Genomic DNA, 14,832 nt, shown 5'->3' with positions numbered 1-14,832 from the left:
TTCCGAGGGAGGCCCGCATGGCCGAGGAGGTCCCCGACCGGGCGCCGGCGCGCTCGCGGACGGTGCGCCAGAAGCGCAGCGGCCAGCGGCAGGAGGCGATGCGCGAGGCCGCCGCGCGCCTGCTGATCGAGCACGGTCCGGCGGCGGTCACGCACCGACGGGTCGCCGCGGAGGCGGGCGTGCCCGCCGGGTCGGCGGCGTACTACTTCCCCTCGATCGAGGAGCTGTACGCCGAGGCGGTGCGGACCGCCGAGGGGATGCGGACGACCGCGGCGCAGGCCTTCGCCGAGGACCTGACCACCCGCCGGCGGTCGAGCACGACGACGGCCCGCCTGCTCATCGAGGCGCTCTACGCCCCGCGGCTGGAGCCCGACGTGGTCACGGTGCGCCTGGAGCCGATGCTCGACGCCAGCCGCACCCCCGGCCTGCTGGAGATCATGCGAGGGTCGTGGCCGGGCCTGGTCGAGGTGCTGCGCACGGTCCTGCGCAAGTGCGGGTACGACGCGGTGGCCGACACCGACGACGTCCTGCTCGTGCGGCTGCTCATCGACGCCGCGCTGCTGCACGCCGAGGTGCAGGGCAGCGCCGACGCCGTCGAGCACGCCGTGCGGACCGTCGCGCGGCTGCTGGACCTCGCGAGCGCGGCCGGTCCCGGCACGGACCCGGCTTGAGGGCCGGCCATCAGGTCAGTTCCGGGTCAGTCCTTGATGGTGACCGACTCCAGGTCGACGGCGACCTTCGGCTCGCCGTCGGGGGCGCCGGTGGTCGTGCCCTTCCCGGCCGCGTCCTGCACCGCGGCGAGGCCGGCGGCGTCGATCGTGCCGAAGACGGTGTAGTCCGGCGGGAGCGGCGTGTCGCCGTACACGACGAAGAACTGGGAGCCGCCCGAGTCGGGGGCCAGCGTCTTGGCCATCGCGAGGGTGCCCGCCGGGTAGGTGGTGTCGGGGGTGACCTCGTCCTCGATGGTGTAGCCCGGCCCACCCATGCCGCTCGCCGTCGGGTCGCCGCACTGCAGCACCTGGATGCCGGCCTCCGGGGTGGTCAGCCGGTGGCAGGTGGTGTCGTCGAAGTACCCCTGGTCGGCCAGGGAGACGAAGCTGTTGACCGTGCACGGCGACGTCGCGGCGTCCAGCTCGATGCCGATGTCGCCGATGCTGGTGGCCATCGTGCCGGCGACCATGCCGGACACCGCGGCCGTGCTCGGCGGCAGGTCGACGTCCTTCGCCGGCTCGCCGGACTCGGCGTAGGTGCAGCTCGGGCCGTCGGCGGCGGGGTCGCGCGCCTGGTCGCTCCCTCCGTCGTCGCCGCAGGAGGCGAGCAGCGAGACGGCGGCGAGCACGGCCAGGGCGGAGAGCGGGCGCTGCAGCATGGCGCCGATCGTAGGCGCCGTCCTCAGCAGTTCAGCCCGCGGGCCGCGACCGGCCACGCGCGCAGCGCCCCGGCCTCCTCGACCCAGAGGTCGTCGACGAGGTTGACGGCGTTGCAGACGTGGTTGGGCACGACGTCGACCTGGCTGCCGAGGCGGGGGAGCGGCGCGCCGCCGAAGTCGATGACCGCGCGCTGCTCGGCGAGCAGCACGACCCGCGCGTCGGGGTGGGCGGGGAGCCGCCCGTAGCCGGTGGAGTACGGCGCGCGGTCGGCGCCGAGGAGCTTGCTGCCCGTGTCGACCACGGCGCGGCCGCCGCTGTGGCTGACCACCGTCGCGCGGCAGGTCAGCGCCACCTCGTCGGGACCGATCACGCCGAGCTCCCACTGCTGGGCGTCACCGAAGACGTAGACGCCCGGACGCAGCTCGGTGACCACGGAGGTGTCGCTGTGCCGGAACGTCGGGGTCGACCCGCCGCTGACCACACGCACCTCGACCCCGGCGGCCTCGACCGCTTCCCGGGCGGTGCGGAGGGCGTCGGCCTCGTCGCGGGCCGCGGCCTCGATGCCGTCCGGGGCGTAGGAGTGGCCGGGGAAGGTGAAGACCCCCCGCACCTCCAGGCCCGCCCGCACCGCGGTGGTCGCGACCGTCCCGGCCTCCGCGGGGGCGACCCCGCTGCGGTGCTGGCCGCTGTCGACCTCGACGAGCACCTCGACCGGCGTGCGGCCGAGCAGGCGCCCGGCGTTGGCGGCCGCGGCGGGGGAGTCGACCGCGAAGGCGACCCGCGCCTTCTCGCTGAGCTCGCGGAGCCGCCCGGCCGAGCGCTCGTCGACCCACTGCGGGTAGGCGATGAACACGTCCTCGCACCCGTGTCGGGCGAAGAGCTCGGCCTCGCCGATGGTGGCCACGGTGATGCCGGCGGCCCCGTGCACCAGCTGCAGCCGCGCGATCTCCGGGCTCTTGTGCGTCTTCACGTGGGGGCGCAGGGCCACCTGGTGCCCGGCGGCGAACTCGGCGGCGACCCGCACGTTGCGCCGCAACCGGTCCAGGTCGACGCAGAGGTACGGGGTCGCCGCCGGCATCACATCTCCTCGTGGGTGTCCGGGTCGCCGTCGAACAGCCGACCGTCGGGCCGCCCGAGGGCGGTGATCGCGTCGAGCTCGTCCGGGGAGAGCTCGAACCCGAACAGGTCGAGGTTCTGCCGCTGGCGCTCAGGGGTCGCCGACTTCGGGATCGGCACGTTGCCGAGCTGGACCTGCCAGCGCAGGACGACCTGCCCGGGCGTGACGCCGTGCCGCTCCGCGGCGGCGGTGACCGCCGGCTCGGCGAACGGCGCCTCGCGCTTGCCCAGCGGGCTCCACGACTCGGTGCGGATCCCGAGCTGCTCGTGCACGGCGCGCATCTCCACCTGCGGGAAGAGCGGGTGGAGCTCGACCTGGTTGACCACCGGGGTGACCCCGGTGGCGTCGATGACCCGGCCGAGGTGCTCCTCGGTGAAGTTCGAGACGCCGACCGAGCGGACCAGCCCCTCGGCCTGCAGGTCGACGAGCGCGCGGTACGCCTCGACGTACGTGCCGACGCGGGGGTTGGGCCAGTGGATGAGGTGGAGGTCGACGTGCTCGAGCCCCATCGTCTCGACCGAGGCCCGCACGCTGGCGACCGCGTCGTCGTATGCGTGCGCCCGGCCGGGCAGCTTGCTGGTGACGACCAGCTCCTCGCGGGGGACGCCGGAGCGGCGGATCGCCTCGCCGACCTCCCGCTCGTTGCCGTAGTTCACGGCCGTGTCGATCAGCCGGTAGCCGGCTTCGATCGCGCTCAGCACCGCCGCGACGCACTCCTCGCCCTTGAGCGGGTAGGTGCCGAAGCCGACGGCCGGCAGCGCGGTCCCGTCGCCGAGCCGGTACGTCGGGACCTCCACGGCGCTCACTTGTCCGCGGGGGTCTCGGCGGGGGTGGCCTCGTGGTGGGTCGCGCCGTGGGTGCGGCGCTCCTCCTTCATCTCGGCCTCGTACAGGTGGCGACGACCGCCGACGAGCGCCTCGCGGGCCTCGCGCTCGACGTCCTTGAACGCCGAGTAGTAGGTGTCGTCGTAGGCCTCGACGATCTGGAAGGTCCACCGGCCCTCGATGACGTTGCGCCCGACGATCTCGGTGCGCACCTTCTCGGCCAGCTCGGGGTGGCCCGCCTCCTGGAGGAGCTCGACCGCGTCCCCGGCGGTGAGGTCGGCCGTCCCGCTCATCCGGTGGAAGTTGTAGAGGAACCCTCGGGCGGCCTCGACCGCCTCGAGGGCCTCCGACAGCTTCCCCAGCGCCTCGACGGTGGCGTCGGTGACCCCGTCGGGCCGCGTGTGCCGCTCGTCGGGACCGCCGGTCAAGACAGGACGCTCTTCGCGTCGACCACTCCGTGGCGGGACTCGATGGCGTCGGCCAGCTTGCTGATGTCGTCGTCGGACAGCTCGATCCCGACCTCGTCGGCGCCCTTGCGCAGCTCCTCGGCGACGGTGCCCTCGGTGGCGCCGTCCTGCCACGACGACACCCGGTCGACGATGATCTGGACGGCTTCGTTCTTCTCGCTGGTGTTCTCCTCGGTCATGGCCGACCTGTACCCACCTAGTCTCGCCACATGAAGCTCGGCGTGCATTACGCGGACTACGGCCACCCCGGGTGGCAGGACTCCCTGGTCGACCGCCTGACCGAGACGGCGCGCGTCGCCGACGAGGGCGGGATCTCGCTGTTCACGGTGATGGACCACTGGTTCCAGATGGAGCAGCTCGGCGGCCCGGCCGAGCCGATGCTCGAGGGCTACACGACCCTGGGCTACCTCGCCGCCCTCACCCGGCGGGTGCGCCTCGGGCTGCTCGTCACCGGCGTGACGTACCGCCACCCGGGCCTGCTCGCGAAGACCGTCACCACCCTCGACGTGCTGGCACGGGGCCGAGCGGTCCTGGGGATCGGCGCCGCCTGGTACGAGCGCGAGCACCGCGGCCTCGGGGTGCCGTTCCCGGCGACCGCGGAGCGCTTCGAGCGGCTCGAGGAGACGCTGCAGGTCGTGGCCCGGGTGTGGGGCGACGACGACCGACCCTTCGAGGGTCGCCACTACCGGCTCGAGGAGCCGGTGGCCGTCCCGGCGCCGGTGCGCGGCCGGGTGCCGGTGCTGGTCGGGGGCAGCGGCGAGCGGAAGACCCTCCGCCTGGTCGCGCGGTACGCCGACGCCTGCAACCTCTTCGGCGAGGGGCCCGACGTCGTCTCCCACAAGCTCGACGTGCTGCGCCGGCACTGCGACGACGTCGGCCGCGACCCCGACGAGATCGAGAAGACCGTCGTGCTCGGCGCCGGTCTCGACGACCTCGACGGCCTGGTCGCCACGCTCGAGCAGTACGCCGCCCTCGGCATCTCGCTCGTCACGCTGAGCCCGACCGGCGACGACCCGGTCGCCTGGACGACCGAGCTGGTCGAGCGCGTGCTGCCCAGGGTCGATGGCCGCTAGCCGGTCCGCCGCGCTGGTCGGTGCGCTGCTCCTGGGCACCGGCCTGCTCCAGGCGTGCTCGGGCACCGCCACCCCGGCGGGCGCTCCGGCGAGCCGCAGCCCCTCGAGCGCCCCGGCCGCCACGGCCGCGCCGTCGCCGTCCACGTCGCCCACCACGTCGCCGTCCATGTCGCCCACCACGTCGCCGTCCGCGTCGGCCACCTCCGAGCCGCCGGCCGGCGACGGCCGGCCGCGCCGCTCGCTGCTGTCGGTGCCGGCGATCGGGCTCCGCGACCTGCCCGTGCTGCCGTACCGGGGGTGGACCGACGACGCCCCGGGCACCGCCATCCAGGACGGCGGCGTGGCCGCGAGCCCGCACGGCCCACGGGGCGGCACCGGCCCGGGCGGCATCGGGAACTACCAGGTCACCGCACACCGGCTGTCCTCGACGCGGGCCTTCGAGCGGCTGCCGGAGCTCGAGCGTGGGGACGTGCTGCACGTGGTCGCGGGCGGGGTTCGCCACACCTACCGCGTGACGACGACCCGGCGGACGTCGTTCCGGTCGCCGGCGTCCCTGCGGGCCCAGCGGGCCGCGGTCCCGGGTCGCCCCGGGGCCGTGCCGACGCGGGCGATGATCACGCTCTCGACGTGCGCGACCATCGAGGACCACGCCGTCGGCAACTACTGGTCCGACCGGTTCGACAACCCCGAACACCGCATCGACAAGATCGGCGTGCTCGTCCGCTCCACCCCGGTCTGAGCGGACGCCCGGAGGACCCGGCGGGCCGGGACGACGACGGGGCCCGGCCCGGGGAGCACCCCGGAGCGGCCCCCGTCGTGGGCGGAGCGGCTGCGGCTCAGCCGGCCTGGGCGCCGGCGGCCGCGAGGTCCGACCCGGCCGGCTCCTCGACCCTGCGCCGCGGGATGGCCGCCGCGATCGCCACGCCGACGAACGCCGCGACCGCGCCGACGATGAAGCACAGCTGGAACGCGCCCTTGGTCGGCAGCTCGAGGCCGCCGCCGGCCGCGACGGTGTTGCTGGTGAGCAGCGTGCCCATGACGGCCGCCGACAGCGTGGTGCCGACCGAGCGCATCAGCGCGTTGAGGCCGACCGCCGCGCCCGCCTCCCGGACCGGGACGGCGTCGAGGATGAGCGTGGGCATCGCGGCGTACCCGATGCCGACGCCGGCGGAGAGGATGCAGGAGGCGACCAGCAGCTGCCAGGGCGCCTCCATCAGGAAGTACGCCACGAGGTAGCCCGCACCGAGGACGGCGGCGCCGACCATCAGCGTGATCCGGGCGCCCATGGTGGCGATCAGCCGGCCGGAGACCGGCGCGAAGACCATCATCATCAGGCCGCCGGGGGCCATCCACAGGCCGGCGGCGAGCATGGTCTGGCCCAGCCCGTAGCCGGTGGCTTCGGGCAGCTGGAGCAGCTGCGGCACGACGACCGCCTGGGCCATCATCCCGAAGCCGACGGCGACGGCCGCGACGTTCGTCATCAGGACCGGCAGCTTGGCCGTGGCGCGCAGGTCGACCAGGGGAGCGGGCTGGCGCAGCTCGTAGGCGCCCCACGCGAGCAGCACGAGCACGCCGGCGACGATGGCGCCGATGGTGCGGGCGTCGCCCCAGCCCCAGGTGGTGGCCTTGGAGATGCCGACCAGCACCGCGACCAGCCCGACGGCGAGGCCGACGGCGCCGACGGCGTCGAACCGGCTCGGCTGGGCGTCCTGGACGTGGGGGATCGCGACGGCGGTGAGCACGGTGATGACCACGGCGAGCCCGGTCGCGACCCAGAACAGCGCGTGCCAGTCGCCGACCTCGGCGATCCACGCCGCCAGCGGCAGCCCGATCGCTCCGCCGACGCCGAGCGTCGCGCTCATCGCCGCCACCGCGCCGCCCGCCATCTTCGGCGGCACGATCTCGCGGATCAGCGAGATGCCGACGGGGATGAAGCCCATCGCCAGTCCCTGCAGGGCCCGACCGGCGAGCACGGGGACGAGCGTCGAGGAGAGCGCGACGAGCGCGGAGCCCACGACGAGGATCGCCGCGCTGGCCACCATGATCCGCTTCTTGCCGAAGATGTCGGCGAGGCTGCCGGCGATGGGCATCGCCACGGCGCCGGCGAGGAGGGTCACGGTGACGACCCAAGCGGCGTTCGCGGCAGAGGTGTCGAGCAGCGAGGGCAGCTCGCTCTGGATCGGGATGACCAACGTCTGGGTGAGGGCGGCGGTCAGGCCGCCGATGCACAGGACGGCGACCGCGAGGCGCGGGTTCGCGGTCCGGGTGGGGTTGGGCACAGGTGGTCCTCTTCGATCGTGGCGGAGTCCCTACCGTAGAGATGATTGCCTTCGGCAACGAACTTTGCCCGGTGTGATCCTGCTGACGCGGCCACGCTGCAGCGGCGTACGCCGTGCTGTGCCGGCGCCCGGGGACGGCACCGCCCCGGCACCGATCGCTCGGTGCCGGGGCGGCGGTGGCCCGGAGGCCGGTGGGTGCGGGTCAGCCGACCGCGGTGGGGAAGCGGTCCCAGACGCGGTGGAACGCCATCTGCTCGGAGACGCCGGTGAAGACGTCGGCCGCGGAGGCGCCCGTCACCACCCCGGCGTCGCCCTCGGCCACCCCGGCCGCCGCGAGCGCGGCGACGCCGGCGCCCCACGCGCCGATCACCTTGGCGTGGCGGTGGCACTCCTGGACCATCAGCGCGACCCGCGGGTCGACGGTGGTGGTGTCCGCCGCCCCCGCCTTGGCGTCACGGTTGGTCAGCGCGTCCGGCGCCGGTGCGGGCGAGCCCGCGAGGAGCAGGACGTCGACCTCGACCGAGCGGCCGGTCGCGAAGGTGCGCTGCACCGGCATCCCGTCGACGGTGCCGCCGTGGGGGCCGATCACCAGCGGCACCATGCCGGCACCGTGGATGGTCCGGCGCAGGGAGTCAACGCCGCTGAGGTCCCCGTCGGGGTCGACCACGATGCCGACCATCCGGCCGTCGGGCGGGAAGGGGCCCTTGACCTGCGAGAGCGCCGGGCTCGGGTCGAGGTCCTCGAGGGTGATCGTGGGGGAGGGGGCGGGCAGGCCCAGCCCGGTCGCGACCTCCTGGCACAGCACCGGGTCGATGTTCGCCAGGCACTGCAGCTGGCGCTCCTTGACCGCCTGCTCGTAGCACTTGCCGAGCTCGAAGGTGTAGGCCCGGACGATGTGCTCCTTCTCGACCGGCGTCATGCTCAGCCAGAACTGGCGGACCTGGCTGTAGTGGTCGTCGTACGACGCCGGGTTGGCGCGCACCTTGGTCGCCTCCGCGACGGTGACCGCCGCCTCGACGAACGCGCGCGTCTCCTCCTCCGACAGGTCCGCGCCGGCCGCGAACGGGCAGCCCCCGTCCAGCGAGTTCGGCTTGTACGGCGCCACGCCCGAGTGCACGGCGTGCTGGTGGAACCCGTCGCGGAACATGTCGTTGGTCGGCACGTGCGGGCGGTTCACCGGGATCTGGTTGTAGTTCGGCCCGCCCAGCCGCGAGAGCTGGGTGTCGACATAGGAGAAGAGCCGGGTCTGCAGCAGCGGGTCGTCGGTGACGTCGATGCCCGGGACCAGGTGGCCGACGTGGAAGGCGACCTGCTCGACCTCGGCGAAGAAGTTCGTCGGGTTCGCGTTGAGGGTCAGCTTGCCGATCGGCTGCACCGGGGCGATCTCCTCCGGCACGATCTTGGTCGGGTCGAGCAGGTCGATCCCGGCGAACATCTGGTCCGGCTCGTCGGGGAAGACCTGCACCCCGAGCTCCCACTCGGGGTGGGCGCCGGCCTCGATGGCGTCGTACAGGTCGCGGCGGTGGAAGTCGGGGTCGATGCCGCCCACCATCTGCGCCTCCTCCCAGGTGAGGGAGTGCACGCCGAGCTTGGGCTTCCAGTGGAACTTGACCAGCGACGTCCCGCCCTCGGCGTTGATGCACCGGAAGGTGTGGACGCCGAAGCCCTCCATCATCCGGTAGGAGCGCGGGATGCCGCGGTCGGACATGTTCCACATCGTGTGGTGCTGGGCCTCGGTGTGCAGCGAGACGAAGTCCCAGAACGTGTCGTGGGCGCTCTGCGCCTGGGGGATCTCGCGGTCCGGGTGCGGCTTGCCGGCGTGGATGACGTCGGGGAACTTGATGCCGTCCTGGATGAAGAACACCGGGATGTTGTTGGCGACGAGGTCCCAGTTGCCCTCCTCGGTGTAGAACTTGGTGGCGAAACCGCGCGTGTCGCGCACGGTGTCGGCCGAGCCGCGCGAGCCGAGCACCGTCGAGAAGCGCACGAAGACCGGCGTCTCCTTGCCCTTCGCGAACAGGCCGGCCATCGAGACGGAGTCGGCGGTGCCGTAGCCCTCGAACACGCCGTGCGCGCCGGCGCCGCGGGCGTGGACGACGCGCTCCGGGATGCGCTCGTGGTCGAAGTGCGTGATCTTCTCGCGCAGGTGGTGGTCCTGCAGCAGCGTCGGACCGCGGCTCCCGGCCTTGAGCGAGTGGTCGGTGTCGCGCAGGCGCGTGCCGGTGGAGTTCGTCAGGTACGCCGACTGCTGGGCGCGCGCGGTCGGCGGGGCGCCGGTCGGCGCTCCCGTCGCCGTGCCGGTGGCCGGTGCGTCCTGGTCGGGCTTCGGCGGCAGCGGGGGCTTGACGGCGGTCGGCTCCTCGAGCGGGGCCGGGGCCGGTCCGGGTGCCCCAGGGACCGGGACGTCGCCCAGGCCCTCCAGCTTGTCGATCGCTGCCTTGGCGGCGTCCTTGGGGTTCAAAACAGGTGTCTCGCCTTCGTCGGGGGTGGGTTCCCCCGTCCTTTACCCGCCGAGGCGACTTCTGAGCGGCGTGACCTGGCGGGCCTCTGGCCGGGGCCGGATGCCCGGGGTCAGGAGTCGCGGGGTCAGAAGACCCGGGCGCCGGCGGCCCATGCGCCCAGGGAGGCCTCCGAGCTGTCCACGCGCCAGTCGGCCTCCTTGGCCAGGGAGAACCAGGTGAGTCCCCGCACCTCGGGGTGCGCGCCCAGCCACGACCACATGTCGGTGATCCAGGCGGCCTTGTCGCCTCCGGCGCCCTCCGGCGCCCCGACCTCGGTCACGTGGACCGGGCGGCCGCTGATCGCGTCCAGCTCGGCGACCCCGGGGGCGAACACCTCGGCGAAGGACTGCCAGGTCGACCACGGCTGGGTCGTGCCCCAGTTGTAGCCGTCCAGCCCGACCCGGTCGACGTGGGCGTCGCCGGGGTAGAGCGCGGCCAGGGGGGTGGAGCCGGGGAACGGGACGTTGGCCGACCAGCTCCACGTCACGTTGATGACCTTCGCGCGGCGAAAGACGTCGACGACGTGCCGCCAGGCGGCGGCGTGGTCGCCCGGGCCGTTGCCGTTGACGCCCTCGGCCCACGGGTACCACGTGCCGTTCATCTCGTGGGCGAACCGGAGCACGATCGGCCGTCCCCACGCCTTGACCTGCCGGGCCCACCGGGTCAGGTAGGCGTCGTGGTCCCCGGCGGCGATCCGGTCCAGGGCGTACGCCGGCTGGTCCACACCCGCGGCGGGGTCCCACGGCTCCCACGTGAGCTCCGGGACGGCGCCGGCGTCCGCGATCCGGGCTGCGTCCGCGGCGGGGAAGTCCCCGCCACCGGCCCACGCCGCGTAGAACGTCACCTGGTCGACGGCGATCCCCGTCCGTCCGACCAGGGCGCCGACCTCGGAGAGGTCGGTCGGAGCTCCGGCCACCGCGAGCCCGAGGGTCCGGTCCGCGGGCGGTGCGGGAGCGGAGGGCTTCGTCGGCCTGCCGCCGGCCGCGGCCGGGTCCAGCACGCTGCCGGTCACGGCGACCACGAGGGCGAGCACGGCGGTCGGGAGCAGCAGCCGCGGGCGAGCAGGCACCGGTACCTCCGGGGTGGGGAGCACGGGATGGACGTCCGCGCGGTCAGCCGGTCGCGCCGAACTGCTCGACGCGGATGGTCGTGGGGTCGACGCCGGCGCCGATCAGCAGGGGAGTGGCCAGCGCGACGAAGCGCGGCGACCCGCAGATGAACGCCACCTCGGCGCCCTCGGCCAGCGGCGCCAGCTCGTCGGGCCGCGGCGGTCCCGCCGGTCGGTCGCCGGCGTCGTGACGGGTGTAGGCGACCAGGGCGCCGGCGCGGGCCAGCTCCGCGGCGTACGGCAGGTGCTCGGGGGAGCGGCCCACCGCGGCGACCCGGAGCAGGTCGGTGCGGCCGAGCCGGCGCGCGGTGCGGAGCATGGCGACCGCGGGCACGACCCCGGTCCCGCCGACCAGGCAGACCGCCGGGGTGCGGGCGTCCCACCGGAACCACCGGCCGATCGGCCCCCGGACCTCCAGCACGTCCCCGACCTCGGCGACGTCCGCGAGGTGGCCGGAGACCTCCCCGTCCGGCAGGCGCTCGACGAGCAGCTCGAGGAGCGGGTCCTCGCCGTCGGAGGCGACGGAGTAGGAGCGCTGGGCGGTGTAGTCGTCCGGTGCCCGCAGCCGCACCACGTAGTGCTGGCCGGGGTCGTGGCGCTGGCGGTCCTCGACGTGCAGCCGCAGCCGGACCTGGTCGGGCGTCGGCTGCTCCTTGGTGATGATCGTGCCGGTCGTCCACTCCGTCGCGCGAGGGGTGACCGCCTCGATCCCGGTCACGCGTCGCCCTGGTAGCGCTGCTCGCGCCAGGGGTCGCCGCGGTCGTGGTAGCCGTTGCGCTCCCAGAACCCCTGCTGGTCCTCGGCGAGCAGCTCGAGCCGGGAGACCCACTTGGCGGACTTCCAGAAGTACAGGTGCGGGACGAGCAGTCGCGCGGGGCCGCCGTGCTCGCGCGACAGGGGCTTCCCGTCGACCTCCCAGACCACCCAGGCCTTCCCGCCGGTGACGTCGTCGAGGGGGAGGTTCGTGGTGTAGCCGGTGCTGGAGTGGGCCAGCACGAAGCGGGCCTCGGGCCGGGGGCGTGCGGCGGTCAGCAGGTCGTCGACGCTGACGCCGCGGAAGGTCATGTCGAACTTCGACCACGTCGTCACGCAGTGGATGTCGCCGGTGTACGTCGAGCCGGGCAGGGCGTGCGCCTCGTCCCAGGTCCACGTGCTCGGCGCCTCGACCAGCCCGTCGACGCTGATCCGCCAGTCGGCCGGCGCCAGGTCGGGCGCGGCCTCGGCGGTCAGGACCGGCCAGCTGCTGCCGGTGTCGTACTGCCCTGGTGGCAGTCGCCCGGCGGGGCCCTCGTCGCGCTTGCGGAAGAAGCCACGGGTGACGGGCACGGGTCCTCCTCGGTGGTCCGGTCGGTTCACCGGAAGTCTAGGGAGGCGCTGGTTCCGGGACACGGCGCCTCCGCGCGCCGTACGGTCGAGGCTCGCGCGGCGCCGGCCCGGACCGCGCCCGGCGTCGGGAGGACGTGGTGGAGGACCTCGACGGACGGCTCCGCGCGGCGACCGCGGGACGGGTCTCCTACGACGAGCGGGCCCGGGAGCTCGTGCTGCGCGGCACGGCGGGCGGCGAGCTCCGGCTGGCCGTGGGCAGGGAGGCGGTCCGCAACGCGATGCAGTCGGCGCTCCTGGCGGCCGAGTCGTCCGGGACCCCCACGGCCGGACCCGACGACGCGGTCAGCGCCGGGGCGCGGGCCCTGCTGGACACCTACGAGGCCGACCCGGCGGCGGCGGAGGGGCTGGTGCGGCGCAGCGCGCGCCAGTTCGAGGGGACGGCGGCCGCGCGGCGGCGCCGGGACGGGTGAGCCGCGGCCTGCTGGTATAACACGTTCTAGTTCTGGACCCGTGCGGGTGGGGACGGACGTACGCAGCCACGGGGGAGTCGCATGCAGCAGCTGGCCGGTCGGGTCGCGGTCGTCACCGGCGCGGGGAGCGGGATCGGCCGGGTGACCGCCGAGCGGCTGGCGGCCCGGGGCTGCCACCTGGCGCTCGTCGACGTCAGCCCCGGTGGGGTCGAGACCACCGCGGACGCCGTGCGTCGGCTCGGTGTCAGCGCCTCGACCCACCTCGCGGACGTCTCGGACGCCGAGCGGGTGGGCGAGCTCCCCGACGAGGTCCTCGCCGCGCACGGCGCGGTGCACGTGCTGGTCAACAATGCCGGGGTCACCTCCGCGGGCGCCTTCGCCGAGGAGCGGCTCGAGGACGTGCGCTGGATGGTCGGGGTCAACCTGTGGGGCGTGGTGCACGGCTGCCATGCGTTCCTCCCGACGCTGCTGGCCCAGGACGAGGCGCACATCGTCAACGTCTCCAGCATGACCGGGCTCCTCGGCCTGCCGCACAACGCGGCGTACGCGCTGACGAAGGGTGCGGTGCGGTCCTTCACCGAGGGGCTGCGCGGGGAGCTGGTGACGACGGGCGTCGGCGTCAGCGCGATCTTCCCGGGCACCCACCGGACCGGCATCACCAGCGGTGCCCGCGGCGCCGAGGGGGAGCGGATCCGCAGGCTCGGCAGCTCCCGGTTGTCGGCCCTGGTGCCGCCGCCGTCGCGCGTCGCCAAGGCCATCGTCAAGGCGATCGAGCGGGACCGCGCCCGGATGGTCGTCGGCCCCGACGCCCGGGTGCTCGACCTGGCCGCCCGGGTCGCACCGGGGCGCACCGGGCTGGTCGGCCGGGCGACGTCGAGGCTGGCGACCAAGCACTAGTCGGCGCTCAGAGCCCCCGGGCGCGGGCGATGCGGCGGGACTCCACGACGTCGAGGTGCAGCTCCCTGCGCCGGAAGCGCCAGCCGACCGGCGTGCGCCGGTAGTCGTCGAGGTAGCGCACGTGCCACACCAGGTCGGTGGGCTCGCCGGCGCGCTCGCTCACGTGGTGCGCGGAGACGGTCACCCGCCCACGTGCCGCGTCGGCTCCCACAGGGTCCAGCACCACGCCGGTCACGGCGTGCACCGTCACCGGCAGGTCGGCCAGCTGGCCGAACGCCGCCGCCAGCCGGTCGCGCCCGACGGCCTCGACGACCGGGTCGAGCGACGCGGGCGGCGCGGGGGAGGCCAGCACGCCGTCCTCGGTGAACAGGTCGGCCGCCCGGGCGCCGTCCCGCTCGTCGACGTACGCCGCGTAGCGGTGCACGAGATCCAGGAGGTCGAGGCGGTCCTCGACGGAGAGGGCGGTCATCGGGCCCGGAGGCCCAGCCGCTCGGCGCACGCGGAGAGCTCGTCGCAGGCCTGCGCCAGGTCGGTCGTCCCGCTCGTCGCCAGCACCAGCCGGTCGGCGCCCTGCGCGGCGAGGCGCTCGGCCCGGCCCTGGTCGATCCGGGTGACCAGGTGGCCGAGGGTCAGCTCGAGGGCGTCGGGGTCGCGGCCGGCCTCCTCGGCCGAGGAACGCATCAGCGCGACCAGGCCCGCGAGCTCCTCGCCGGCGACGCCGAGCGGCTGCAGGCCGTCGCCGTGCCGGCCCGCTCGCCGGGCGGCCGCCCGGGAGTGGCCGCCGATGTGGACGGGCACGGTCCCGCGGACCGGCCGCGGCCGGCTGACGGCCCCGCGGAAGGAGAAGAACTCGCCGTCGTGGTCGACCCCCTGCTCCGAGGTGTCCGCCCACAGGGCGCGCATGACCCGGATCTGCTCGTCGGCGCGGCGGCCACGTGCCTCGAACGGCACGTCGCAGGCCTCGAGCTCCTCACGCATCCAGCCCATGCCGACCGCGAGGCGGAGCCGGCCGCCGGAGAGCACGTCCAGCGTGGCGAGCCGCTTCGCGAGGACGACGGGGTGGTGCACCGGCAGGACGAGCACGCCCGTCGCCAGGCCCAGCGTGGTGGTCTGACCGGCGAGGAAGGCCAGCAGCTCGAGCGGGTCGGGGATCGGGCAGTCGGCCGGCAGCTCGACGCGGCCGGAGGCGTCGTACGGGTAGACGCTGTCGTACCGGCTCATCATCACCGCGTGCTCCACGGCGACCAGCGACCCGAAGCCGCAGGCCTCGACGTGACGGGCGAAGGCGGAGATCCACGCCGGGTCCGCGGTCGTCCCGGCGCCGACGGGTGCGATGACGGCGTACTCCAGGGGGTCGGCCACGGTCCGGGACGCTAGGGGCTGCGCCCCCCGGCGTGCTG

General features: G+C 74.6%; 17 protein-coding genes. 5 read left to right on the top strand and 12 right to left on the bottom strand.

Annotation, left to right across the window (positions count from 1 at the left end; all coding sequences use genetic code 11):
* Positions 1-17: 17 nt before the first annotated feature.
* A complete protein-coding gene (locus OSR43_RS10695; RefSeq protein ID WP_302271525.1) occupies positions 18-671 on the top strand; it encodes a TetR/AcrR family transcriptional regulator in 654 nt (217 codons plus the stop codon).
* 26 nt (positions 672-697) lie between these two features.
* On the opposite strand, the gene OSR43_RS10690 is transcribed toward OSR43_RS10695, so the two are convergent.
* The 5 genes from OSR43_RS10690 to OSR43_RS10670 are packed head-to-tail and all read right to left on the bottom strand — an operon-like array spanning position 698 to position 3,957.
* On the bottom strand, positions 698-1,369 hold the full coding sequence (locus tag OSR43_RS10690) for a peptidylprolyl isomerase (RefSeq protein WP_302271524.1): 672 nt from the start codon (positions 1,367-1,369) through the stop codon (positions 698-700).
* Positions 1,370-1,392: 23 nt separating this feature from the next.
* Entirely contained in the window at positions 1,393-2,448 is a 1,056-nt protein-coding gene (locus tag OSR43_RS10685; RefSeq protein ID WP_302271522.1) for an alanine racemase, read from the bottom strand.
* The gene (locus tag OSR43_RS10680; protein WP_302271520.1) at positions 2,448-3,284 is read right to left on the bottom strand and encodes an aldo/keto reductase; all 837 of its coding nucleotides are present in this window, start codon (positions 3,282-3,284) and stop codon (positions 2,448-2,450) included. The genes OSR43_RS10685 and OSR43_RS10680 overlap by 1 nt, the downstream gene beginning before the upstream one ends.
* Positions 3,285-3,289: 5 nt before the next feature.
* Positions 3,290-3,739 (bottom strand): hypothetical protein, encoded by a 450-nt coding sequence (locus OSR43_RS10675; protein WP_302271518.1) that lies wholly within the window; start codon positions 3,737-3,739, stop codon positions 3,290-3,292.
* Entirely contained in the window at positions 3,736-3,957 is a 222-nt protein-coding gene (locus tag OSR43_RS10670; protein ID WP_302271516.1) for a hypothetical protein, read from the bottom strand. Before OSR43_RS10670 ends, OSR43_RS10675 begins: the two co-directional genes overlap by 4 nt.
* 30 nt (positions 3,958-3,987) lie before the next feature.
* On the opposite strand from OSR43_RS10670, the gene OSR43_RS10665 reads away from it, so the two are divergent.
* Entirely contained in the window at positions 3,988-4,851 is an 864-nt protein-coding gene (locus tag OSR43_RS10665; protein WP_302271515.1) for an LLM class F420-dependent oxidoreductase, read from the top strand.
* Positions 4,841-5,590 (top strand): sortase, encoded by a 750-nt coding sequence (locus OSR43_RS10660; protein ID WP_302271514.1) that lies wholly within the window; start codon positions 4,841-4,843, stop codon positions 5,588-5,590. Before OSR43_RS10665 ends, OSR43_RS10660 begins: the two co-directional genes overlap by 11 nt.
* Before the next feature lie 97 nt (positions 5,591-5,687).
* Here the strand turns inward: OSR43_RS10660 and OSR43_RS10655 are convergent, their stop codons facing one another.
* From OSR43_RS10655 to OSR43_RS10635, 5 genes are all read right to left on the bottom strand, one after another.
* On the bottom strand, positions 5,688-7,130 hold the full coding sequence (locus tag OSR43_RS10655; RefSeq protein WP_302271513.1) for an MFS transporter: 1,443 nt from the start codon (positions 7,128-7,130) through the stop codon (positions 5,688-5,690).
* 202 nt (positions 7,131-7,332) lie between these two features.
* Complete coding sequence (locus OSR43_RS10650; protein WP_302271510.1) at positions 7,333-9,591, bottom strand: catalase; 2,259 nt, start codon at positions 9,589-9,591, stop codon at positions 7,333-7,335.
* A gap of 125 nt (positions 9,592-9,716) precedes the next feature.
* The gene (locus OSR43_RS10645; protein ID WP_302271507.1) at positions 9,717-10,700 is read right to left on the bottom strand and encodes a glycoside hydrolase family 26 protein; all 984 of its coding nucleotides are present in this window, start codon (positions 10,698-10,700) and stop codon (positions 9,717-9,719) included.
* A gap of 43 nt (positions 10,701-10,743) precedes the next feature.
* Entirely contained in the window at positions 10,744-11,457 is a 714-nt protein-coding gene (locus OSR43_RS10640; RefSeq protein ID WP_302271505.1) for an FAD-binding oxidoreductase, read from the bottom strand.
* Positions 11,454-12,065 carry a sulfite oxidase-like oxidoreductase gene (locus tag OSR43_RS10635; RefSeq protein WP_302271502.1) on the bottom strand — a complete coding sequence of 204 codons (612 nt, stop codon included), beginning with the start codon at positions 12,063-12,065 and terminating at the stop codon, positions 11,454-11,456. The genes OSR43_RS10640 and OSR43_RS10635 overlap by 4 nt, the downstream gene beginning before the upstream one ends.
* A 137-nt stretch (positions 12,066-12,202) precedes the next feature.
* Here OSR43_RS10635 and OSR43_RS10630 point away from each other — a divergent pair, with 137 nt between their 5' ends.
* Together OSR43_RS10630 and OSR43_RS10625 are read left to right on the top strand one after the other, a co-directional pair.
* Positions 12,203-12,535: a hypothetical protein gene (locus tag OSR43_RS10630; protein ID WP_302271501.1), complete on the top strand. Its 333-nt coding sequence runs from the start codon at positions 12,203-12,205 to the stop codon at positions 12,533-12,535.
* A gap of 81 nt (positions 12,536-12,616) precedes the next feature.
* Positions 12,617-13,432 carry an SDR family oxidoreductase gene (locus tag OSR43_RS10625; RefSeq protein ID WP_302271500.1) on the top strand — a complete coding sequence of 272 codons (816 nt, stop codon included), beginning with the start codon at positions 12,617-12,619 and terminating at the stop codon, positions 13,430-13,432.
* A 7-nt stretch (positions 13,433-13,439) separates the two neighbouring features.
* Here the strand turns inward: OSR43_RS10625 and OSR43_RS10620 are convergent, their stop codons facing one another.
* Entirely contained in the window at positions 13,440-13,901 is a 462-nt protein-coding gene (locus tag OSR43_RS10620; protein ID WP_302271499.1) for a nuclear transport factor 2 family protein, read from the bottom strand.
* Positions 13,898-14,794 carry an LLM class F420-dependent oxidoreductase gene (locus OSR43_RS10615; protein ID WP_302271497.1) on the bottom strand — a complete coding sequence of 299 codons (897 nt, stop codon included), beginning with the start codon at positions 14,792-14,794 and terminating at the stop codon, positions 13,898-13,900. The genes OSR43_RS10620 and OSR43_RS10615 overlap by 4 nt, the downstream gene beginning before the upstream one ends.
* Between the last annotated feature and the right edge of the window lie 38 nt (positions 14,795-14,832).

Origin of the sequence: Nocardioides sp. Arc9.136, assembly GCF_030506255.1 — a bacterium.
Taxonomy (GTDB): Bacteria; Actinomycetota; Actinomycetes; order Propionibacteriales; family Nocardioidaceae; genus Nocardioides.
Note: the sequence above shows the minus strand (reverse complement) of the source record. Positions and strands in the feature narration are given on the sequence as shown.

What these genes read in the sequence shown, in the direction of transcription:
- OSR43_RS10695 (WP_302271525.1), top strand. Translation starts at nt 18, where the DNA reads ATGGCCGAGGAGGTCCCCGACCGGGCGCCGGCGCGCTCGCGGACGGTG.
- OSR43_RS10690 (WP_302271524.1), bottom strand. Translation starts at nt 1,369, where the DNA reads ATGCTGCAGCGCCCGCTCTCCGCCCTGGCCGTGCTCGCCGCCGTCTCG.
- OSR43_RS10685 (WP_302271522.1), bottom strand. Translation starts at nt 2,448, where the DNA reads ATGCCGGCGGCGACCCCGTACCTCTGCGTCGACCTGGACCGGTTGCGG.
- OSR43_RS10670 (WP_302271516.1), bottom strand. Translation starts at nt 3,957, where the DNA reads ATGACCGAGGAGAACACCAGCGAGAAGAACGAAGCCGTCCAGATCATC.
- OSR43_RS10665 (WP_302271515.1), top strand. Translation starts at nt 3,988, where the DNA reads ATGAAGCTCGGCGTGCATTACGCGGACTACGGCCACCCCGGGTGGCAG.
- OSR43_RS10660 (WP_302271514.1), top strand. Translation starts at nt 4,841, where the DNA reads ATGGCCGCTAGCCGGTCCGCCGCGCTGGTCGGTGCGCTGCTCCTGGGC.
- OSR43_RS10625 (WP_302271500.1), top strand. Translation starts at nt 12,617, where the DNA reads ATGCAGCAGCTGGCCGGTCGGGTCGCGGTCGTCACCGGCGCGGGGAGC.
- OSR43_RS10620 (WP_302271499.1), bottom strand. Translation starts at nt 13,901, where the DNA reads ATGACCGCCCTCTCCGTCGAGGACCGCCTCGACCTCCTGGATCTCGTG.